We start from the raw sequence: 21751 nt of genomic DNA on the forward strand, positions 1-21751 counted from the left end.
TTGAGAAGAGGGTGTGTTTCACGTGAAACCGATCGACCCGCGCCTGCTCCGATATGCCCGCGCCACCCGCCTGTTCATGGTGGCGGTCGTCGGCCTGGGTGCGGTCGGTGCGGCGCTGGTCATCGCTCAGGCCATGCTCATCGCCGAAGTGGTGGTGGGAGCGTTCCAGCACGGGATGCCGGTCGCCGAACTCCGCACTCCCCTGCTGCTGTTGGCGGCCGTCGCCGGTGGCCGGGCGCTGGTCTCCTGGCTCACGGAACTCGCCGCCCACCGGGCCAGCGCCGCGGTGAAGTCGGAGCTGCGGGGGAGGCTGCTGGAGCGGGCCGGCGCGCTGGGTCCGGGGTGGCTGAGCGGGCAGCGCACCGGCTCGCTCGTCGCCCTGGCCACGCGCGGAGTCGACGCCCTCGACGACTACTTCTCGCGCTATCTGCCGCAGCTGGGGCTGGCGGTGGTCGTGCCGGTGGCCGTGCTGGCCCGGATCGTCACCGAGGACTGGGTCTCTGCGGCGATCATCGTCGGCACACTGCCGCTGATCCCCGTCTTCATGATGCTGATCGGCTGGGCGACGCAGTCCCGGATGGACCGTCAGTGGAAGCTGCTGTCCCGGTTGTCCGGGCACTTCCTGGACGTCGTGGCGGGGCTGCCGACGCTGAAGGTGTTCGGGCGGGCCAAGGCGCAGGCCGAGTCGATCAAGCGCATCACCGGTGAGTACCGGCAGGCGACCATGCGGACCCTGCGCATCGCCTTCATCTCCTCCTTCGCCCTGGAACTGCTCTCCACGCTCTCGGTGGCACTGGTCGCCGTGACCATCGGCATGCGGCTGGTCCACGGCGAGATGGATCTCTACATCGGCCTCGTCATCCTCGTGCTCGCCCCCGAGGCGTATCTGCCGCTGCGGCAGGTCGGAGCGCAGTACCACGCCGCGGCGGAGGGCCTGGCCGCCGCCGAGGAGATCTTCGCCGTGCTGGAGACGCCCGTTCCGGCGTCGGGCACGGCAGCGGTGCCGTCGGGCGCCGTGGCGTTCGAAGGGGTTTCCGTCCGTTACCCGGGCCGGGCCGAGGACGCCGTGTCGGACGTGTCCTTCTCGGTACGCCCGGGAGAGACGGTCGCGCTGGTCGGACCGAGCGGTGCGGGCAAGTCGACGCTGCTGAACGTGCTGTTGGGGTTCGTGCCGGCCAGTGCGGGGCGGGTACGGATCGCCGGCACCGACCTCACGGACGTCGATCCGGAGCAGTGGCGCTCACGGATCGCCTGGGTGCCGCAGCGGCCGCATCTGTTCGCCGGGACCATCGCCGAGAACGTACGGCTGGCCCGTCCCGACGCCGACGAGGCGGCCGTACGCAGGGCGCTGGCGGATGCCGGTGCGCTGGAGTTCGTGGACGCGCTGCCCGCCGGCGGCGAGAGCGTGCTCGGTGAGGACGGTGCGGGCCTGTCCGCCGGTCAGCGGCAGCGGCTGGCCCTGGCCCGGGCGTTCCTCGCGGACCGGCCGGTGCTGCTCCTCGACGAGCCCACGGCCGCGCTGGACGGGACCACCGAGGCCGAGGTCGTGGAAGCGGTACGGCGGCTGGCGGTCGGCCGGACGGTGCTGCTGGTGGTGCATCGGCCGGCGCTGCTCGGGGTGGCGGACCGGGTCGTGCGGCTGGCGCAGCCGTCGGTCCCCGCTCCCGTGGAGAATCGGACTCCCGCGGCCCCCCGAGCCGTGCAGGAGACCGTTCAGGACATCGCACTCGACGCCGCCGGGGCCACCGAACCCCGCAAGACCAAGGGCGGCGTCCTCGGCCGCGTCCGTGCCATGTCCGGGCCCCGCCGCAGCCGTCTCGCCCTCGCCCTCCTGCTCGGTTCCCTCGCCCTCGGCAGTGCCGTCGGGCTGATGGCGACCTCCGGGTGGCTCATCTCGCGGGCCTCGCAGCAGCCGCCGGTGCTGTACCTGATGGTGGCGGTGACGGCGACGCGGGCGTTCGGCATCGGGCGGGCCGTGTTCCGGTACGCGGAGCGGCTGGTGTCGCACGACGCGGTGCTGCGGATGCTCGCCGACACCCGGGTCGCCGTCTACCGGCGCCTGGAGCGGCTGGCACCCGCCGGGCTGCGCGACACGCGCCGGGGCGACCTGCTGTCGCGGCTGGTCGCCGACGTCGACGCGTTGCAGGACTACTGGCTGCGCTGGCTGCTGCCCGCCGGTGCCGCGGTGATCGTCTCCGCCGCCTCCGTCGGCTTCACGGCGTGGCTGCTGCCCGAGGCGGGCGCCGCTCTCGCCGTCGGCCTGCTGGCGGCCGGCGTCGGTGTCCCGCTGGTCACCGCCACGGTGTCCCGGCACGCGGAGCGCCGACTGGCTCCCGCCCGGGGGGTCCTGGCGACGCGCGTGACCGACCTGCTCACCGGCACCGCCGAGCTGACGGTGGCGGGCGCTCTGCCCGCCCGTACCGCCGAGGCGCGGCGGGCCGACGGCACGCTCACCCGGATCGCCTCCCGAGCGGCCACCGCGACCGCGCTCGGCGACGGACTCACCGCGCTGATCTCCGGCCTGACCGTCGCCGCGGCCGCCCTCGCGGGTGCCCAGGGCGTCGCCGACGGCCGGTTGAACGGCGTGGCGATGGCCGTGGTCGTGCTCACCCCGCTCGCCGCCTTCGAAGCCGTCCTGGGACTGCCTTTGGCCGTGCAGTACCGCCAGCGGGTACGCAGGAGCGCGGAGCGGGTGCACGAGGTCCTGGACGCGCCCGAACCGGTACGGGAGCCGCGGCAGCCCAGGCAGGCGCCCGCCTCTCCGTTCCCGGTCGCTCTCCGGGGCCTCACCGCCCGGTACGCGGGGCAGGAGCGGGACGCCCTCGCCGGCCTCGACCTCACCCTCGACCAAGGGCGCCGGATCGCCGTGGTCGGTCCCTCCGGCTCCGGCAAGACCACGCTGGCGCAGGTGCTGCTGCGGTTCCTGGACACGGACGCGGGCTCCTACACGCTGGCCGGCGTGGACGCGTACGCCCTCGACGGCGACGACGTCCGGAGGCTCGTCGGGCTGTGTGCGCAGGACGCACACCTCTTCGACAGCTCGGTGCGCGAGAACCTGCTGCTGGCGAAGAAGGACGCCAGCGAGGACGAACTGCGGGACGTCCTGCGGCGTGCCCGGCTGCTGGACTGGGCCGACGGCTTGCCGGACGGGCTCGACACCCTCGTAGGCGAGCACGGGGCACGGCTGTCCGGCGGGCAGCGGCAGCGGCTCGCGCTGGCCCGTGCCCTCCTGGCCGACTTCCCGGTGCTGGTGCTCGACGAGCCCGCCGAGCACCTCGATCTGACGACGGCCGACGCGCTCACCGCCGATCTCCTGGCCGCCACCGAGGGCCGTACCACTCTGCTCATCACGCACCGGCTGGCCGGGCTGGAAGCGGTGGACGAGGTCGTCGTACTCGACGGGGGACGGGTCGTGCAGCGTGGGACGTACGCCGAACTGGCCGCCGTTCCCGGGCCGCTGCGGGCGATGGTGGAACGGGAGGCGGAGACGGAGTCGCTGGTGGGAGCGGCGTAGGACCGGCGACTACGGCCGCTCGGTGAGCATCCGCTCGATCACGACCGCCACCCCGTCGTCGTTGTTGGCGACCGTCTGGCCCGACGCGGCCGCGATGACGTCGGGGTGGGCGTTGCCCATGGCGTACGAACGGCCCGCCCACGTCAGCATCTCGACGTCGTTCGGCATGTCCCCGAACGCGACGACCTCCTCGTGCGAGATGCCGCGCTCGGCACAGCACAGGGCGAGTGTGCTGGCCTTGGAGACGCCGGGGCCGCTGAGCTCGAGCAGGGCGCTGGGGCTGGAGCGGGTGACGGTGGCGCGGTCGCCGATGGCGAGACGGGCCAGGGTGAGGAAGGCGTCCGGATCGATCGTGGGGTGGTAGGCGAGGATCTTCAGCACCGGTTCCGCGGCGCCGGGGCCGTCCGGCGCGAGCAGATCCTCGGCGAGGGCGAGGTTGTCCGGGATCTCCATGTGCAGGGCGGGGTAGTCCGGCTCCTGGTGGAAGCCGTAGGTCTGCTCGATCGCGTACACCGTGCCCGGTGCCGCCTCCCGCAGCAGCAGCGCGGCGTCCAACGCGTTCTCCCGCGCCAGCTCCCGCACCTTCACGAAGCGGTGGGCGCCGGGGCCGCCGTGCAGGTCCACCACGGCGGCGCCGTTGCCGCAGATCGCCAGGCCGTGGCCGTGCACATGGTCGCTGACGACGTCCATCCAGCGGGCCGGCCGTCCGGTGACGAAGAAGACCTCGATGCCCGCTTCCTCGGCGGCGGCGAGAGCGGCGACCGTGCGCGGGGAGACCGACTTGTCGTCCCGCAGCAGGGTGCCGTCGAGATCGGTGGCTATGAGCCGCGGCGGTACGGCTGCGGCCGGGGTCTCGGGCTGTCGAGTCGCTGAGGTCACCGCGCCATTCTCCCGCACATGCCCGCGCGACCGTGCGGGAGCGCCCACAGGTGGGGCACGGGCAGGTGGCGCACGGGCGGTGGGGCACGGGGCGGTGGGGCGCGAAGACACCCCGAGAGGTCAGCCCAGCTGGGCGGGCGCCTCCATGGCGATCTGCTCGAAGACCTTCTCGTCGGCGGCGAAGACGGTGTCGGGGATGGGCCAGTGGATCACGATCTCGGTGAAGCCGAGTTCCCGGTGCCGGCCCGCGAAGTCCACGAACGCGTCCAGCGACTCCAGCGGGCGGCCACGGTCCGGGGTGAAACCGGTGAGCAGGATCTTGTCCATGTCCGTCGTGTTCCGGCCGGTCGCGGCACACGCGTCGGCGAGGTTCTCGGCCTGTCCGCGCATGGCTTGAACCGACTGTTCCGGAGTGCCGTTCTCGTACAGCCGGGGGTCCCCCGTGGTCACCCATGCCTGTCCGTACCGCGCGGCCAGCTTCAGCCCGCGGGGTCCGGTGGCGGCGATGGCGAAGGGCAGCCGGGGCCGCTGTACACAGCCGGGGATGTTGCGCGCCTCGTGCGCCGAGTAGAAGTCGCCCCCGTACGACACCTCGTCCTCGGTCAGCAGCCGGTCCAGCAGCGGCACGAACTCAGCGAAACGGTTCGCCCGTTCGCGCGGGGTCCACGGCTCCTGACCGAGCGCGGTGGCGTCGAAGCCGGTGCCGCCCGCGCCGATGCCGAGGGTGATCCGGCCGCCGGAGATGTCGTCGAGGGAGATCAGCTCCTTGGCGAGAGTGACCGGGTGCCGGAAGTTCGGCGAGGTCACCAGCGTGCCCAGGCGCAGCCGCTCGGTGACGGCCGCGGCGGCGGTCAGCGTCGGCACGGCGCCGAACCACGGGCCGTCCCGGAACGGGACCCGCCAGGAGAGATGGTCGTAGGTGTAGGCGGTGTGGAAGCCGAGCTGCTCGGCCCGCTGCCATGCCGTACGGCCGCCCTCGTGCCAGCGGCGGTGCGGAAGGATCACGGTGCTCAGACGCAGACTCATGTCTCGAGCGTAAGCGGGCGACGGGGTTTCACGTGAAACGGTCACCAACGTCATCGCACGCGGCCGCTGAGCCAGGGGGTGAGGGTGAGCATCGGCAGGTACTCGCGATGCGTACGGTCACCGGGCAGCGGCACGATCAGGAAGTAGCCGGGCGGAAAGCGGCGGCTCTTGACGTGGGCGAGATCGTCGAAGAGGGAGCGGAGGAAGGCGGGGACGTCGTCGCGGGCGATGTCGGGGCACTGGACGCCCTCGACCTCGATCAGCGCGTCGTCGTCCGGGTAGAGCCGCACACTCACCCGGGGCAGTCCGCCGAACTCGGCATACGCCTCGTGCGGCAGGGAGCCGTCCGGGTCGGTGGTGACGCCGATGCCCGCGGCGGTGCGGCGGGAGGTCTGGTCGGCGCCGATGTCGTGGCTCACCTCGATCTCGCGCGCGTACTCGGCCGCGATGGCGCACAGGGCGTTGACGGCGGCCTGGGTGGTGGGCAGATGGTCCATACCTTGGATCATGCAGGCTCAGTGCGCTTCGGGGAACCTCAGGTATCGCGGCGGTACGGCCTGTGTCAGCCACACGCCGTTGGCGCTGACGTGGAAGACATGGCCGTCGCGGTGCATGGCGCCCGCGTCCACGGAGAGCACGACGGGCCGCCCGCGGCGCGCGCCGACCCGGGTCGCCGTCTCACGGTCCGCGGAGAGATGGACGTCGTGCCGGTTCATGGGGCGCAGCCCCTCGGCACGGATCGCGTCCAGGTAGCGGGCCACGGTGCCGTGGTAGAGGTACGGCGGCGGGGTCGCCGGGGGGAGGCCCAGTTCGACCTCGATGCTGTGGCCCTGGCTGGCGCGGATCCGGGTGCCGTCGATCGCGAAGCGCTTCTTGTCGTTGTGGGCGACCACATGGTCGAGTTCGTCGCGGGTGAAGCGGAAGTCGTGGGCGGCGGCCGCGGCGATCAGCACGTCGATCTCGACCCAGCCGGCCTCGTCCAGCGTGAGCCCGATCCGCTCGGGCTGATGGCGCAGGTGCTTCGAGAGGTACTTCGACACCTTGACGGTGCGTCTTTCATCCATCCGCTCAGCATGACGGGAGAGACGCGCGTCACGCAGATTATTTTCGCCCGGAGGTTTGATCCACAACCAACTGTAGTTATCCACAGGCCACTTGGCAGTTCTGTGGACAACTCCCCGACATGTCAGCCCTCTTCGTCAAGATCCACTGGGGGCCCACCCCTTGACGTGAGCGCGTCCAACTCCCGTGCCCGCACCTCCCGTTCAGCCGCCAACGTCACGAACTCCGCCACCCGCTCCGCCCCAACCAGTCCCTCCACCGCCCGAATCGTCTCCTCGGGCAGGACCACGGAGCGTGACACGGACCGTCCTTCCGGCACATCCCCGTTCTCCAACTGCTGGCGGAGATGCCGCACCGCCAACGACCGCATCGCCCGCGCCAGTTCCGCGTCCACCGTCTGCCGCGCCAGCGGCCGCAGACGCCGTACCAGGGAGGCCGCCTCGGCCGCGTCCGCGTCGGTCGGACGGTGCGGTCCCCGCAGATAGCGAGCGAAGACGTGCTCGGTGGTGAACTCCAGGAAACGGACGGCGATGTGCTCGACCTGCCCCCTCAACTCCCGCAGATGACCGGAGATCGCGGACAGGGGAACACCGGCGGCGTACAACTCGGCCGCGACCGCCAGCTCTTGGGGGCTGGGCACGAGGAAGATCTCCTCGCCACCGGGCACCCGCTCCAGCACCCCGAGTTCCACCGCCTCGGCGACCGCCTGGTCATCGGGGGAGCCACCGAACCGTTCGTCCAGCTCGGCGCGTGAGATCCGTACCGCCTCCTCGTCGGTCCACGGTCCGTCCACCTCGGCGACCAGCCCCAGCACCCCGCCGAGCCCCCGGCCGGCGTCCCACGCCTCCAGGAGCTCCTTGATGGACGCCAGGGTGTAGCCGCGGCCGAGGAGGTCGGCGATCTGGCGCAGACGGACGAGATGGGCGTCGGAGTAGACGTTGGCACGGCCCCGGCGCTCGGGACGGGGGAGCAGCCCGCGGTCCTGGTAGGCGCGGATCGTACGGACCGTGGCGCCGCTGCGGTGCGCCAGATCCTCGATCCGGTATCCGTCCCTCCCGCTCACGCCGCTCTCCTCGCGGCGGGTGAGCTGCACAGGTACGCGACCGCGCGGCTCAACGACCCTTCCTGCGAGGGGTGGTAGGACCGCCGGACATACCGCGGAATCGCCGCGCCGAGGTCTTTCCAGGCCGGCAACAGACCTTTGCGCACGGCCTTGTCGTGCTCCGCCAGGGAGTAGCCGACGGCCAGGATCCGGTCGCCGAGCACCGCCGTGAACTGCTCGATCGCGGCGACGACCGCGAGCCGGAAGCGCAGCCACTCGCGCGCGGGCAGCGGCGCGTGCAAAGGGGGTCGCTCGCCCAGCAGCCTCTCGAAGAGGAAGTCGACGTACCAGGTGAAGTGCGCGGTTTCGAGCCGCTGGGCCGCCAGATGGTCCAGCACGTACGCGTGCTGCTCGCTGTGCGTGGCCTCCTGGCCCATGAACCCCTTGACGTCCGCGAGCAGTTCGGGATCCCCGGCCAGCGGCAGCCCTTCCTTGAACCCCTTCACGAACCACCGCTCACCGGCCGGCAGCACCAGGTGCAGCACATTGATCACGCGCGTCGCGGTCGGCTCGCCCGGTATCCAGTGCAGCGGCGTGCGCGACCAGTCGAAGGACACCCGCCGGGGTGCGATCGGCGCGCTCACAGCGGTGGTTCCAGTCGTGCGATCGCCCGCAACGCGCGCGGGGCGAAGCGGGACATCAGCCGGGCGCCACGCGCCTCGGGGGTGACCGGCACGACGGCCTGGTTGCGCACGACCGCCTTCAGGATCGCGTCGGCGACCTTCTCCGGCGGGTAGTTCCGCAGGCCGTACAGCCGTGCCGTCCGCTTCTGGCGCCGCTTCTCCTCCTCCGCGTCCACGCCCGCGAAGCGCGCGGTGGAGGTGATGTTCGTGTTGACGAAGCCGGGGCATATGGCGCTCACGCCGATCCCCCGGCCGGCGAGTTCGGCGCGCAGGCACTCGCTCAGCATCAGCACCGCAGCCTTGGAGGTGCTGTAGGCGGGCAGCGCCCTGGAGGGCTGGTAGGCCACCGCCGACGCGATGTTGACGATGTGGCCGCCCTGGCCGCGCTCGGCCATCTGCTTCCCGAAGAGCCGGCAGCCGTGGATGACCCCCCACAGGTTGACGTCGAGGACCTCCTTCCAGTCCTGAGGGGTCGTGTCGAGGAAGGAGCCGCCCAGGCCGATCCCGGCGTTGTTGACGAGGACGTCCACCACGCCGTACTCGGCGGCGACCTTGTCGGCGAGCTTCTCCATGGCCTGCTCGGCGGAGACGTCGACCGTCTCCGCCCACGCCTCGGGGGCGCCGATCAGCCGGGACAGCTCGGCGGTGCGGGCGGCGGCCTCGTCGTCCCGGTCGACGGCGACCACGCGCGCGCCCGCCTCGGCGAACGCGAACGCCGTGGCCCGGCCGATGCCGCTGCCCGCGCCGGTGACCAGCACGAGCTGCCCGCCGAAGCGGTCGGCGTACTTCCCGGTGGGCTTGACCGTCTCGGGCCCGCCGTCCTCGACCGACCGCACGAACTCGGTGATCCAGGCGGCCAGTTGGTCGGGCCGGGTGCGGGGTATCCAGTGCCTGGCCGGGAGGGTGCGGCGGGTCAGCCGGGGGACCCACTGCTCCAGTTCGTCGTAGAGGCGTTCGGAGAGGAACGTGTCCCCCAGGGGCGTGATGAGCTGCACGGGCGCGTGCGCGTACGCGTCGGTGCGGGGCCTGCGCAGTCGGGCGCGGACGTTGTCCCGGTACAGCCACGCCCCGTGCGCCGCGTCCCGGGGCAGCGAGGAGGTCGGGTAGTCGCCGCCGGGCACCTTCTCCAGGCGCCGCAGGATGTCGGGCCAGCGCTTGCCGAGGGGGCCGCGCCAGGCCAGCTCGGGCAGCACGGGCGTGTGCAGCAGGTAGACGTACCAGGACTTGGCGCCCTGGCCGAGCAGCTGGCCGACGCGGCGCGGGGTGGGCCGCTTCAGGCGGCCGTCGATCCAGTGGCCGAAGTGGTCGAGGGACGGACCGGACATCGAGGTGAAGGAGGCGATGCGTCCCTCGGTGCGCCGGACGGTGACGAACTCCCAGGACTGCACCGAGCCCCAGTCGTGTCCCACGACGTGCACCGGGCGGTCCGGGCTGACGGCGTCGATCACCGCCTGGAAGTCGTCCGTCAGCTTCTCCAGGGTGAAACCGCCGCGCAGGGGCCGCGGCGCCGTCGACCGGCCGTGCCCCCGGACGTCGTACAGCACGACGTGGAAGCGCTCGGCCAGCCGTGCGGCCACCTCGGACCACACCTCCTTGCTGTCCGGGTAGCCGTGCACCAGCACGACCGTCGGCCGCCCGGGATCGCCCAGCTCGGCGACGCACAGCTCGATGCCGCCCGTGCGCACCCGGCGCTCGCGCGCGCCCTCCAGCTCCGTCACTTCTCCTCCGTCCAGCGCCGCATGTGCGGCAGATCGTCGTCCAGCCAGAAGGCGCTCTTCAGGGGATCCCTGGAGTCGGTGACGACCAGGATCTCCTCGAACTTCACACCCGTGCCCCGGAAGCCGAGATGGGGCTCGACGGCCCACAGACCCGGCCGCGGTGGGTGGTCGGAGAAGCGGTACGGGGACCACAGCGGCGACCAGCCCTCGCGGTGACCGTGCAGTGCGTCGGAGGCGAGGCCCCTGAGCGCCTGCGTGCCGAACCCGAAGAGGTGCGGGGACCAGCGGCGCCGCTTCACCCGGCCGACCTTGGGGGCGATCACGCCGAAGGAATGGGCGCGGTGCCGGTTGGCGTAGCCCTGGCGGACCATGAGGCGGTCCACGTCCTCGTAGATCTCGCGCACCAGGCCCGCTGCATCCGGGGCGCCTCGCGCTCGGTCACCCCGGTCGCAGCCGGGCGGCGACCGCCTCGGCGCAGTCGTAGGCGAGGCGCTGCACCCGTCTGAACCCCCGCAGCCGCGCCGGTGGTTCGCCCGTCACTGCCGTCGTCATGCCACCGCCCGCCCCTCGTCGTACCTCGACCGCGGTACGTGTCCGTAACGTGACACCGGTGAATGTGACAGTCGTCAGAGGCTGCGTCAATAGCCGGGTTCGGGGCTGTGGATAACTCTGCGTAGCTCTCAGGTAGGGGAATCCCCTACGGACCCGTACGTCTGGAGGCTGAGACGAAGACGGCCCTCGGGTCTGACTACAGGGGTGGTCCAGGTCACTACCTTCGAAGCGTGACTGTGATCGCGACCGAAAGCCTGAGCAAGCGGTTCCCCCGGGTGACCGCGCTTGACCGGCTCTCCGTCGACGTCGGGCCCGGTGTGACCGGACTCGTCGGAGCGAACGGAGCCGGCAAGTCCACACTGATCAAGATCCTGCTGGGTCTGTCCCCCGCCTCCGAGGGCCGAGCCGAAGTGCTCGGGCTCGACGTCGCGACCAAGGGTGCCGCCATCCGCGAGCGGGTCGGCTACATGCCGGAGCACGACTGTCTGCCGCCGGACGTCTCGGCGACCGAGTTCGTCGTGCACATGGCCCGCATGTCGGGCCTGCCGCCGACCGCCGCCCGCGAGCGCACCGCCGACACCCTGCGCCACGTCGGCCTGTACGAGGAGCGCTACCGCCCCATCGGCGGCTACTCGACCGGCATGAAGCAGCGCGTGAAGCTCGCGCAGGCCCTGGTGCACGACCCGCAGCTGGTCTTCCTGGACGAGCCGACCAACGGCCTCGACCCGGTCGGCCGGGACGAGATGCTCGGCCTGATCCGCCGCATCCACACCGACTTCGGCATCTCGGTCCTGGTCACCTCCCACCTCCTGGGCGAACTCGAACGCACCTGCGACCACGTCGTCGTCATCGACGGCGGCAAGCTGCTGCGCTCCAGCTCCACCACGGACTTCACCCAGACCACGACCACGCTCGCGGTCGAGGTCACCGACACCGACGAGCACCCCGACGGCACGCGCGCGATGCGCGAGGCGCTGCACGCGCGCGGGGTGAGCGTCGAGGCGGGCAGCGGCCTGCCGGGCGCGGGTCACGTCCTGCTGCTGACCGCGCAGGGCGAGGAGACCTACGACCTGGTCCGTGACGTCGTCGCCGACCTGGGCCTGGGCCTCGTGCGCATGGAGCAGCGCCGGCACCACATCTCGGAGGTCTTCACCACCGAGGACGAGCAGCGCAAGGAGGCGGCCGTCCATGGCAGTTGAGCAGCCCCTGTCGGCATCCGCGGCCACGCCGGGTGACCAGACCCGTATCCACAACATCGGCTACCGCAACTACGACGGCCCCCGCCTCGGCCGCTCCTACGCCACCCGTTCCCTCTACTCGCAGTCCCTGCGCGGCGCCTACGGCCTCGGACGCTCCATCAAGTCCAAGGTGCTGCCGATGCTGCTGTTCGTGGTGATGTGCGTGCCCGCGGCCATCATGGTCGCCGTCGCGGTCGCCACCAAGGCCAAGGAACTGCCCGCCGACTACACGCGCTACGCGATCATCATGCAGGCCGTCATCAGCCTGTACGTCGCCTCGCAGGCGCCCCAGTCCGTCTCCCGGGACCTGCGCTTCAAGACCGTCCCGCTGTACTTCTCGCGGCCGATCGAGACCGCCGACTACGTCCGCGCGAAGTACGCGGCGCTGGCCTCCGCGATGTTCGTCCTCACCGCGGCTCCGCTGATCGTGCTCTACGTCGGCGCGCTGCTGGCAAAACTCGACTTCGCCCACCAGACCAAGGGGTTCGCACAGGGGCTGGTCTCCGTGGCACTGCTCTCCCTGCTCTTCGCCGGCATCGGCCTGGTCATCGCCTCGGTGACGCCCCGGCGCGGCTTCGGCATCGCGGCCGTCATCGCCGTACTGACCATCTCCTACGGCGCCGTCTCCACGCTCCAGGCCATCGCCGACGCGCAGAACAGCACCGGCGCCATCCCGTGGATCGGCCTCTTCTCGCCCGTCACGCTCATCGACGGAGTCCAGTCGGCCTTCCTCGGCGCGAGTTCGGCGTTCCCCGGCGCGGTCGGCCCCACCAACGGCGAGGGCGCGGTCTACGTGCTCGTCGTCCTGGGCCTGATCGCCGCCTGCTACGGCCTCCTGATGCGCCGCTACAAGAAGGTGGGACTGTGACCACGCTCTCCATCGACCACGTCTCCCGCTGGTTCGGCAACGTGGTCGCCGTCAACGACATCACCATGACCATCGGCCCAGGTGTCACCGGTCTGCTCGGCCCCAACGGCGCAGGGAAGTCGACCCTCATCAACATGATGGCGGGCTTCCTCGCGCCCTCCACCGGCACCGTCACCCTCGACGGCGAGCAGGTGTGGCGCAACGAGGCGATCTACCGGCAGATCGGCATCGTCCCCGAGCGCGAGGCGATGTACGACTTCCTCACCGGCCGCGAATTCGTCGTCGCCAACGCCGAGCTGCACGGCCTCGGCGACAAGGCCGCCCAGCGGGCTCTCGCGACGGTCGAGATGGAGTACGCGCAGGACCGCAAGATCTCCACGTACTCCAAGGGCATGCGCCAGCGCGTGAAGATGGCGTCCGCGCTGGTCCACGACCCCTCACTGCTCCTGCTGGACGAGCCCTTCAACGGCATGGACCCGCGCCAGCGGATGCAGCTGATGGACCTGCTGCGGCGGATGGGCGACGAGGGCCGCACGGTGCTGTTCTCGTCCCACATCCTCGAAGAGGTCGAGCAGCTCGCCTGGCACATCGAGGTCGTCGTGGCCGGTCGGCACGCGGCCAGCGGCGACTTCCGCAAGATCCGCCGGCTGATGACCGACCGTCCGCACCGCTACCTGGTGCGCTCCAGCGACGACCGCGCCCTCGCGGCCGCGCTGATCGCCGACCCGTCGACGTCCGGCATCGAGGTCGACCTCGCGGAGGGCGCGTTGCGCGTCCAGGCCGTCGACTTCGGCCGCTTCACCGCCCTGCTGCCCCGGGTCGCCCGCGACCACGGCATCCGGCTGCTCACGGTCTCGCCGTCCGACGAGTCCCTCGAGTCCGTCTTCTCATACCTGGTCGCGGCGTAGGAGGCCGAAGATGTACGACCCCACCGTCGCCCGGCTCACCTACCGGGCCCTGCTCGGCCGTCGCCGGGCCCTCATCCTGGGCGCCCTGCCCCTGCTGCTCATCGTCATCTCCGTCGTCGTCCGCGCTCTCGCCGGAGCCGACGACCAGACGGCCGCCAACCTGCTGGGCGGGCTCGCGCTCGCCACGATGGTGCCGATCATCGGTGTCATCGCCGGTACGGGCGCGATCGGCCCGGAGATCGACGACGGCTCCGTGGTGTACCTGCTGTCCAAGCCGCTCAAGCGCCCGACGATCATCTTCACCAAGCTGATCGTGGCGATCGCGGTCACCATGGTCTTCTCGGCGCTGCCGACCCTGATCGCCGGGTTCATCCTCAACGGCAACGGCCAGCAGATCGCGGTCGCCTACACGGTCGCGGCCCTGGTCTCCTCGATCGCCTACGCGGCGCTGTTCCTGCTGCTGGGCACGGTGTCCCGGCACGCGGTGGTCTTCGGACTCGTCTACGCCCTCGTCTGGGAGGCCCTGTTCGGCTCCCTGGTGCCCGGCGCGCGCACGCTCAGCGTCCAGCAGTGGTCGCTGGCCGTCGCCCACAAGGTGGCCGGCGGGGACCTGGTGACCTCGGACGTCGGTCTGACCACGGCGACGGTGTTCCTGGTCGCGGTGACCGTCCTGGCCACCTGGTACGCGGGACAGAAACTGCGGTCGCTGACGCTGGCGGGCGAGGAGTAGACACAGGCCTTATTGACAGGGACTTCACCACTGTCCGGGCACACTGGGCAAAAGGGGAAGAGCGGGCGTGGGCTGAGAGGAATGGGGATGGCCGACAACTGGGACGACCTCGTCCTGGACGAGAACTTCATACGGTCCGCCGAGACGACCGAACCCTCAGCCCGCGCCCGGATGCTCGCCGCCCGCTGGCGCGACGAGGAGCCGGAGCCGCAGCCCTGGCGCTCCGACGAGCCGCCCGCCGGGTGGTTCTTCAGCAAGGGGCGCCGCCGGAAGTGGCGGCGGCGGTAGCCCGTCGTACGGCCGTTTTATTCGGTGGCGTCCAACTCGTCCGACAGGCACAGTGGTTGTGTCCACTCCGCCGGACGACGAGTCCGGCGCCACGTTCTGGGAGAGGAGCCGGCGATGTCCATGCACGACAGTCCGTCGAGCTCCCGACAGGGCAGCTCGCGGCGGGTTCCGGTGTAGTTACCCCACCGTCGAACCCGCACCGCACGGGGAGTTGCCCGGGCGGCCGCTTCGAGCACGCGACGTCGCTCTCGCGTGGGCCGCCTTCCCTTTCCGCCCCCTGCTGCAAGGGGGCACCCTCCGCTGGGGCGGCCGGGTCGGTCGCGCACCTCGGCATCGACAGGTGCCGCCGCGCTCACCCGTGCCGCCCCGGCGGCACCACTGCCCGCAGCCGCGCGGACCTGAGGCGGCTACGCCAGCAACCGCTCCAGCACCACCGCGATGCCGTCCTCCTCGTTGGAGGCCGTCACCTCGTCGGCCACCGCCTTGAGCTCCTCGTGGGCGTTGGCCATGGCCACCCCGTGGGACGCCCAGGCGAACATCGGGATGTCGTTCGGCATGTCGCCGAAGGCGATGGTCTCCGCCGCCTTCACACCGAGCCTGCGTGCCGCCAGCGACAGTCCCGTCGCCTTCGAGAGGCCCAGCGGCAGCAGTTCCACGATGCCCGCGCCCGCCATCGCGACCGTGACGAAGCCGCCCGCGGCCTGGCGGGCCGCCTCGGCCAGTTCGTCGTCGCCGAGCGTCGGATGCTGTATGTAGATCTTGTTCAGCGGGGCGGCCCACAGGTCGGCCGCGTCCGTGAAGGGAACGGAGGGCAGTGCGCCGGTGACCGCGTAGCCCGGACCGACCAGGACGTCGCCGTCCAGCCCGTCCCGGCTCGCCGCCAGGTGCAGGGGGCCGACCTCCGCCTCGATCTTGGCCAGGGCGACGCCGGCCAGCTGCCGGTCCAGCGTCACGGATGTCAGCAGCCGGTGCTCGTTGGCGTCGTAGACCTGTGCGCCCTGACCGCAGACGGCGAGGCCGTCGTAGCCGAGGTCGTCCAGGATGTGCCGGGTCCACGGCGCTCCGCGGCCGGTGACGACGATGTGCGCGGCGCCCGCCGCGGCGGCCGCGGCGAGGGCGTCACGGGTGCGCCGCGAGACCGACTCGTCGGAGCGCAGCAGCGTTCCGTCGAGGTCGGTCGCGACCAGCCGGTAGGGGAAGTCGGTCACTTGGCGACCGGCTCCAGGACCTCCCGGCCGCCCAGGTACGGGCGCAGCACCGGCGGCACGTACACGGAGCCGTCGGCCTGCTGGTGGTTCTCCAGGATCGCCACGATCGTGCGCGGTACGGCGCACAGTGTGCCGTTGAGCGTCGCCAGCGGCTTGACCTGCTTGCCGTCACGGACGCGGATCTGCAGCCGCCGGGACTGGAACTCGGTGCAGTCCGAGGTGGAGGTCAGCTCGCGGTACTTGCCCTGCGTCGGGATCCACGCCTCGCAGTCGAACTTGCGGGCGGCCGAGGCGCCGAGGTCGGCGGAGGCGACGTCGATGACCCGGAACGGCAGCTCCAGCGAGCTCAGCCACTGCTTCTCCCACTCCAGCAGCCGCCGGTGCTCCGCCTCGGAGTCCTCGGGGGCGACGTAGGAGAACATCTCCACCTTGTCGAACTGGTGGACGCGGAAGATGCCCCGGGTGTCCTTGCCGTGCGAGCCGGCCTCGCGGCGGAAGCACGGCGAGAAGCCCGCGTAGCGCAGCGGCAGGCGGTCGACGTCGAGGATCTCGTCCATGTGGTACGCGGCGAGGGGGACCTCGGAGGTGCCGACCAGGTAGAGGTCGTCGTTGTCGAGGCGGTAGACGTCCTGGGCCGCCTGGCCGAGGAAGCCCGTGCCCGCCATCGACTGGGGACGCACCAGGGCGGGCGTCAGCATCGGCGTGAAGCCGGCCTCGGTGGCCTGGGCGATCGCGGCGTTGACGAGCGCCAGCTCGAGCAGGGCGCCGACGCCGGTGAGGAAGTAGAAGCGGGAGCCGGAGACCTTGGCGCCGCGCTCCACGTCGATCGCGCCGAGCAGGGTGCCGAGCTCCAGGTGGTCCTTGGGCTCGAAGCCCTCGGCGCCGAAGTCGCGGATCGTGCCGTGCGTCTCGAGGGTGACGAAGTCCTCCTCGCCGCCGACGGGCACGTCGGGGTGGACGAGGTTGCCGAGCCGGAGCAGCAGCTCCTGGGTCTCGGCGTCGGCCGCGTCGCGCTCGGCGTCGGCGGCCTTGACGTCGGCGGCGAGCTGGCCGGCCTTCTTCAGCAGCTCGGCCTTCTCGTCACCCGTGGCCTTGGGGATGAGCTTGCCGAGCTGCTTCTGCTCGGCACGCAGCTCGTCGAAGCGGACGCCGGAGGACCTGCGCCGCTCGTCTGCAGACAGGAGAGCGTCGACGAGCGCGACGTCCTCTCCACGGGCGCGCTGGGACGCGCGCACACGGTCGGGGTCCTCACGGAGCAGGCGAAGGTCAATCACGTGGCCAAGGCTACCGGTGCGGGGATACGGCTCACGACTCAACCATTCCAACGATCACGAAAAGACCTTTACATGGTGTTATGAGGGAAATGCGCAGCGTGTCAACAAAAGGCATCCCACTCCCCGAGACGGATCACGTCGTCGGCGCCGGGTTGACCGGATTCCCTTGTGCGGAACGGGATTTGGGGATCGGTTGTCCACAGGTGTCCACACCCTCCGAAGAGTTATCCACAGGCTGTGCGGAGGATCTGTGGATTTCGGAATCGATCACTCCGAAACCGGGGGATCACAGCGAGGATTCCCTGCCCAAACCCGCTCTTGCCCCCACTTTCGAGTGGAAAGGGGTCGCCCCAAAGGATTGCCTAAAGGAAACGAGTGGACGAACGGCGATGTGCGTACATGGGGACATGGCAGCGGTCGAAGGGCAGATTTGTCGACACAGTCGCCCTTCGATGTCGACTTGTCCCCAGGTCGAGAAGCGGACCTGTGGATAACTCCTGTGGATAACGAAAATCTGCAGGTCGGACCGGTGCACAGCGTCCGTTAACACGCTAGAAACGTCCGTCCTGGCAGCGCGCCACCCAGTCCGACGCCGCCACGAACTCCTCGTCCGAGGTCCCGGCCCGCGGAGCGCTCACGTCCTCGACACCGACGTCAGCACGCGGGTACGAACCGAGGAACCGCACCTCCAGGCAGATCCGCTTCAGCCCCATCAGGGCCTCGGCCACCCGGCGGTCGGAGATATGGCCCTCGGCGTCGACGCAGAAGCAGTAGTTGCCGATGCCGGCGCCGGTCGGGCGGGACTGGAGCAGCATCAGGTTGATGCCGCGGGTGGCGAACTCGCCCAGCAGATCCCGCAGACCGCCGGGGTGGTCGTCACGCTGCCACAGCACGACCGACGTCTTGTCCGCGCCGGTCGGGGCCGCCGGACGGGCGGGACGGCCGACCAGCACGAAACGGGTCTGGGCGTTCTCGGCGTCGTGGATGCCGGTCTCCAGCGCGTCCAGCCCGTACAGGGCGGCGGCGAACTCACCGGCGAACGCGGCGTCGTACTGACCCTCCTGGACCAGCCGGGCCGCGTCCGCGTTCGAGGCGGCCGACTCCCAGTGCGCGTCCGGGAGGTTCGCGCGCAGCCAGTTGCGCACCTGCGGCTGGGCGGCCGGATGCGCGGAGACGGTCTTGACGTCCGACAGCTTCGTGCCCGGCCTGACCAGCAGCGCGAAGGTGATCGACAGCAGCACCTCGCGGTAGATCATCAGCGGCGCGCCCGCCACCAGTTCGTCGAGGGTGGTGGTGATCCCGCCCTCGACGGAGTTCTCGATCGGCACGAACGCGGCCTCGGCCTCGCCGGAGCGGACCGCGTCGAGCGCGGACTGGACGGACACGTACGGGACCAGCTCCCGCGTGGCCGCCTCGGGCAGCGTGCGCAGGGCGGCCTCGGTGAAGGTGCCCTCGGGACCGAGATAGGCGTAGCTCGCAGGCATGACCTCACCCTAATGGCCCTTGCGGAAGACGGCCCACGCGTCGCGGCGAAGCCCCCCCCGTCAGCCCTCCAGCAGCGCCTGACCCACGTACTCCCCCTTCGCGGCGCCGCCCGGCACCGCGAACAGGCCGCTCGACTCGTGGCGGATGTACTTCGACAGGGCGTCCCCGCGGTCGAGCTTGCGCTGGAGGGTGACGAAGCCGCGCAGCGGGTCGGCCTGCCAGCAGACGAAGAGCAGACCCGCGTCCGGCACTCCGTCGGCGTCGATGCCGTCGTGGTAGGAGAACGGTCGCCGCAGGATCGCCGCCCCGCCGTTCTGGTCGGGCCGGGTGATGCGGGAATGGGCGTTGACGGGGACGACGTACTCGCCCTTGGCGTCCGTCTTCTCCAGGTCCATCGGGGTCGTCTCCGAGCCGCCCGACAGCGGCGCGCCGTTGGACTTGCGGCGCCCGATGACGTTCTCCTGGGCGGTGAGCGAGAGCTTCTCCCAGTCGTCCAGCAGCATCCGGATGCGGCGTACGACGGCGTAGGAGCCGTTGGCCATCCAGGACGGGTCCTTCGAGCCGGACGCCGGCACGAAAACGCGCCGGTCGAAGTCGGCGTCCGTCGGCTTCGGATTGCGCGTGCCGTCGATCTGGCCCATGAGATTGCGTGCCGTCATGGGGTGGGCCGTGGCGCCCGGGGTGCGGTTGAAGCCGTTCATCTGCCAGCGGACCTTCGCCGCGTTTCCGGCGTCCTTCTGGATCGCGCGCAGGGCGTGGAAGGCGACCAGGGCGTCGTCGGCGCCGATCTGCACCCACAGATCGCCGTCGCTGCGGGCCTTGTCGAGCTGGTCGGAGGAGAAGTCCGGCAGCGGGTCGAGGGAGACGGGCCGCTGCTTCTCCAGGCCGGTCCGGGCGAAGAAGCTGTGCCCGAAGCCGAAGGTGATCGTCAGCGACGAGGGTCCGGCGTCGCGGGCCACGTCCGTGTCGTCGCTCGCCGCCGGCTCGCCCGCCATGAACCGCTCGGCCGTCGCCGACCAGCGGCGCAGCAGGGCGGCCGCCTCCTTGCGGCCGGCGCCCGCCACCAGGTCGAAGGCCACGAGGTGGCCGCGCGCCTGGAGACCGTCGGTGATGCCGGGCTGATGTTTCCCGTGAAACATTGCCATGTTCGCGCCGACGGAGGTCAACGGCGTGGCCTCGGAGGGCGCCGCGGAATACCCCACGGCACCCCCTGCCGCGCCGAGCACGAGCCCGGTGGCGCCGGCGGTGCCGAGCAGGGCGCGGCGCGAGATGCCGTCCCGGGCGGGGCTCTGCGGAGGGACACCCGGGTCGAGCGGGGTCCGGGCCTGCGGACTGGTCTGGTCAGCCATGGTGCGGTTCAGCCGATCTGCGCGTTCTTGGAGACGGTCACCTGGTCGATGTCGGAGGTGCGCACGGTGACGGCGACCTTCCAGTCGCCGGCCATCGGGATCTGCACCCCGTTCGCCGCCCAGTGCCCGGTGGTGACGTGGTCGGGAGAGACGGGCAGCGGCCCGATCTTCTTGGCGTCGAGGGTGAAGGCGATCTTCACCTCGGGGACGTCGAAGGCGCGGCCGTTGGGCCGGGTGACGTAGACGTGCATCTCGTTGGCGCCCACGCCCGCGGGATCGAGGTCGACCGACACCACGCCCTTGCCGTCGCTGCCGCCCGTGTCGAAGGGCATGGTCAGCGTGAGCGCGCCGGAGGAGGAGTCCGAGGCGGAGGAGGAGGCCGACGAGGTGGAGGCGGCCGCCTTGGCGTCCTGCTCGGTACGGCCCGGCTCGGTCTGCGTCAGCACGGTGGTGACCGCGAGCAGCACGACGGCCACCCCCGCCTCGGCGAGCACGGAGCGCCGCAGCCCGAAGCGGTGGGGGTCGGCGTCGCGCCGCTGCTTCTGCCGTGCCGTGTCCATGGCCGCCTGCTGGCGGGCGAGCTGGGCGGCCCGCTTGGAGTCGCCGCCGGTCTTCGTCCCGCCCGCGGCGCCCTTCTTCCCGCCGGTGCCCGCGCTGACGTGCTCCTTCTCCCGCTTGCCCGCCTTGGCGGGCACGGTGTCCACCAGCCGGGCCGTCCAGCGCCGCGAGATCGACGCGATGCCGACGAGCAGCGCCACGAGCCCGATCTTGACGAGGAGCAGCTGTCCGTACGCGGTGTCGGTGAACGCCGACCAGGAGCCGAGCTGGCGCCACGACTGGTAGACGCCGGTCGCCACCACCGCGAGGACACTGCCGAAGGCGACGGTCGAGAAGCGTCGTACCGCGGCGGCCTCGATCGGTGTCCGGGAGAGGTACAGGGCGACCAGCAGGGCGGTGAGTCCGCCCAGCCAGGCCGCGACGGCCAGCAGATGGATCACGTCGACCGGCATGGCGATGCCCGGCTGCAGCCCCGTCGAGGCGTGCTCGGCCATGGCCCAGCTCGCCGCGAGCCCCGCGGACACCACGACCCCGCCGATCGCGAGCCCGAACGTCAGGTCCCGCTTCTCGCCGTCCTCGCGCTTGTCGTACGCGCCGAACAGCACGGCGATGAACAGGGCCGCAGCGGCGAGCAGCAGCAGCCGGGACACCAGGGCCGCGCCCGACTTGGTCTGCAGCACCTGTCCCAGCAGGCCGAGGTCGAAGATGTCGCCGACCTTGCCGGTGCTGGTGTACGAACCGCGCAGGAGCAGCAGGAGGAGCGTCGCCGCGGTGAGCGAGAGCCACCCCGAGACCACGAGCCGCTGCAGCGGCCGTACACCCGATCCGCGCTGCCAGCAGCCGATGACGAAGGCCGCGCCGCCGACCATCACGATGAAGCCGGCGTACGACATGTACCGCCCGAAGCCGTACAGCCAGCCGACGACCCCGCCGCCGACCTCCTGGCCGACCGCCTTGACCGAGGTCTTGGAGGGGGAGCCGATGGAGAAGGTGAAGGCACCGGAGACGGGATGGCTGTCGGCCGACACGACCTGCCAGGACACCGTGTAGGTGCCGTCGGCCAGTCCGCTGTGCAGGGGCACGGCGTAGGTGGTGCCGCTGATGTTCGACGGCTTGGCGGTGTCGACCCGCTTGCCCTTGGGGTCGAGCACGCGCAGGGAGTCGGAGTTCGTGGCGACCTTCTCGGAGAAGGTCAGCGCGACCTCGGTGGGAGCCTTGTCGACCACCACCCCCTGCGCGGGGTCGCTTCCGTTCAGTGCGGCGTGCGCCGAGGCCGGTCCGGCGCCGGCGAGCAGTGCGCCGGCGACGGCCAGGAACAGCAGCACCAGGGCCCGCAGTCGGCGGGGGGTGATGGTCGGTGTCACGGTCG

At 71.3% G+C, this 21751-nt stretch carries 18 protein-coding genes and 1 pseudogene; 6 read left to right on the forward strand and 13 right to left on the reverse strand.

Annotated features, from left to right (window positions below):
* Positions 1 to 22: 22 nt before the first annotated feature.
* Positions 23 to 3514, forward strand: coding sequence for a thiol reductant ABC exporter subunit CydD (cydD, locus tag MKW14_RS12615; RefSeq protein ID WP_240862203.1), 3492 nt, complete (start codon positions 23 to 25; stop codon positions 3512 to 3514).
* 9 nt (positions 3515 to 3523) lie between these two features.
* On the opposite strand, the gene MKW14_RS12620 is transcribed toward cydD, so the two are convergent.
* The 8 genes and pseudogenes from MKW14_RS12620 to MKW14_RS12655 form a co-directional block, all read right to left on the reverse strand.
* Positions 3524 to 4393: an HAD hydrolase family protein gene (locus MKW14_RS12620; RefSeq protein ID WP_240862205.1), complete on the reverse strand. Its 870-nt coding sequence runs from the start codon at positions 4391 to 4393 to the stop codon at positions 3524 to 3526.
* Positions 4394 to 4513: 120 nt separating this feature from the next.
* A complete protein-coding gene (locus tag MKW14_RS12625) occupies positions 4514 to 5419 on the reverse strand; it encodes an LLM class flavin-dependent oxidoreductase (RefSeq protein ID WP_240862208.1) in 906 nt (301 codons plus the stop codon).
* Between the two features lie 50 nt (positions 5420 to 5469).
* Complete coding sequence (locus MKW14_RS12630; protein WP_240862209.1) at positions 5470 to 5916, reverse strand: hypothetical protein; 447 nt, start codon at positions 5914 to 5916, stop codon at positions 5470 to 5472.
* An 18-nt stretch (positions 5917 to 5934) separates the two neighbouring features.
* On the reverse strand, positions 5935 to 6483 hold the full coding sequence (locus tag MKW14_RS12635) for an RNA 2'-phosphotransferase (protein ID WP_240862211.1): 549 nt from the start codon (positions 6481 to 6483) through the stop codon (positions 5935 to 5937).
* A 122-nt stretch (positions 6484 to 6605) separates the two neighbouring features.
* The gene (locus MKW14_RS12640; RefSeq protein WP_240862213.1) at positions 6606 to 7544 is read right to left on the reverse strand and encodes a MerR family transcriptional regulator; all 939 of its coding nucleotides are present in this window, start codon (positions 7542 to 7544) and stop codon (positions 6606 to 6608) included.
* Positions 7541 to 8167: a metal-dependent hydrolase gene (locus tag MKW14_RS12645; RefSeq protein ID WP_240862214.1), complete on the reverse strand. Its 627-nt coding sequence runs from the start codon at positions 8165 to 8167 to the stop codon at positions 7541 to 7543. Before MKW14_RS12645 ends, MKW14_RS12640 begins: the two co-directional genes overlap by 4 nt.
* A complete protein-coding gene (locus MKW14_RS12650) occupies positions 8164 to 9924 on the reverse strand; it encodes an SDR family oxidoreductase (protein ID WP_240862216.1) in 1761 nt (586 codons plus the stop codon). The genes MKW14_RS12645 and MKW14_RS12650 overlap by 4 nt, the downstream gene beginning before the upstream one ends.
* Positions 9921 to 10476: pseudogene (locus MKW14_RS12655) on the reverse strand (M24 family metallopeptidase). The gene MKW14_RS12650 and the pseudogene MKW14_RS12655 overlap by 4 nt, the downstream one beginning before the upstream one ends.
* A gap of 236 nt (positions 10477 to 10712) precedes the next feature.
* On the opposite strand from MKW14_RS12655, the gene MKW14_RS12660 reads away from it, so the two are divergent.
* From MKW14_RS12660 to MKW14_RS12680, 5 genes are all read left to right on the forward strand, one after another.
* Positions 10713 to 11675: an ABC transporter ATP-binding protein gene (locus MKW14_RS12660; protein ID WP_240862341.1), complete on the forward strand. Its 963-nt coding sequence runs from the start codon at positions 10713 to 10715 to the stop codon at positions 11673 to 11675.
* Entirely contained in the window at positions 11665 to 12582 is a 918-nt protein-coding gene (locus tag MKW14_RS12665; RefSeq protein WP_240862217.1) for an ABC transporter permease, read from the forward strand. The genes MKW14_RS12660 and MKW14_RS12665 overlap by 11 nt, the downstream gene beginning before the upstream one ends.
* Positions 12579 to 13490, forward strand: a complete 912-nt coding sequence (locus tag MKW14_RS12670; protein ID WP_240862218.1) for an ABC transporter ATP-binding protein — start codon at positions 12579 to 12581, stop codon at positions 13488 to 13490. Before MKW14_RS12665 ends, MKW14_RS12670 begins: the two co-directional genes overlap by 4 nt.
* A gap of 10 nt (positions 13491 to 13500) precedes the next feature.
* Positions 13501 to 14220, forward strand: coding sequence for an ABC transporter permease subunit (locus MKW14_RS12675; protein WP_240862221.1), 720 nt, complete (start codon positions 13501 to 13503; stop codon positions 14218 to 14220).
* 81 nt (positions 14221 to 14301) lie between these two features.
* Positions 14302 to 14508, forward strand: coding sequence for an SGM_3592 family protein (locus MKW14_RS12680; protein WP_441349306.1), 207 nt, complete (start codon positions 14302 to 14304; stop codon positions 14506 to 14508).
* Between the two features lie 407 nt (positions 14509 to 14915).
* On the opposite strand, the gene MKW14_RS12685 is transcribed toward MKW14_RS12680, so the two are convergent.
* The 5 genes from MKW14_RS12685 to MKW14_RS12705 all read right to left on the reverse strand — a co-directional run bounded on the left by MKW14_RS12685 (position 14916) and on the right by MKW14_RS12705 (position 21746).
* On the reverse strand, positions 14916 to 15716 hold the full coding sequence (locus MKW14_RS12685) for an HAD family hydrolase (RefSeq protein WP_240862224.1): 801 nt from the start codon (positions 15714 to 15716) through the stop codon (positions 14916 to 14918).
* On the reverse strand, positions 15713 to 16990 hold the full coding sequence (serS, locus tag MKW14_RS12690; RefSeq protein WP_240862227.1) for a serine--tRNA ligase: 1278 nt from the start codon (positions 16988 to 16990) through the stop codon (positions 15713 to 15715). Before serS ends, MKW14_RS12685 begins: the two co-directional genes overlap by 4 nt.
* A 551-nt stretch (positions 16991 to 17541) precedes the next feature.
* Positions 17542 to 18474 (reverse strand): prephenate dehydratase, encoded by a 933-nt coding sequence (gene pheA, locus MKW14_RS12695; protein ID WP_240862229.1) that lies wholly within the window; start codon positions 18472 to 18474, stop codon positions 17542 to 17544.
* A gap of 60 nt (positions 18475 to 18534) precedes the next feature.
* Entirely contained in the window at positions 18535 to 19824 is a 1290-nt protein-coding gene (gene efeB / locus MKW14_RS12700) for an iron uptake transporter deferrochelatase/peroxidase subunit (protein WP_240862231.1), read from the reverse strand.
* An 8-nt stretch (positions 19825 to 19832) separates the two neighbouring features.
* Complete coding sequence (locus tag MKW14_RS12705; protein ID WP_240862233.1) at positions 19833 to 21746, reverse strand: copper resistance CopC/CopD family protein; 1914 nt, start codon at positions 21744 to 21746, stop codon at positions 19833 to 19835.
* Positions 21747 to 21751 lie beyond the last annotated feature (5 nt).

This window comes from Streptomyces gilvus (assembly GCF_022513565.1).
GTDB lineage: Bacteria > Actinomycetota > Actinomycetes > Streptomycetales > Streptomycetaceae > Streptomyces > Streptomyces gilvus.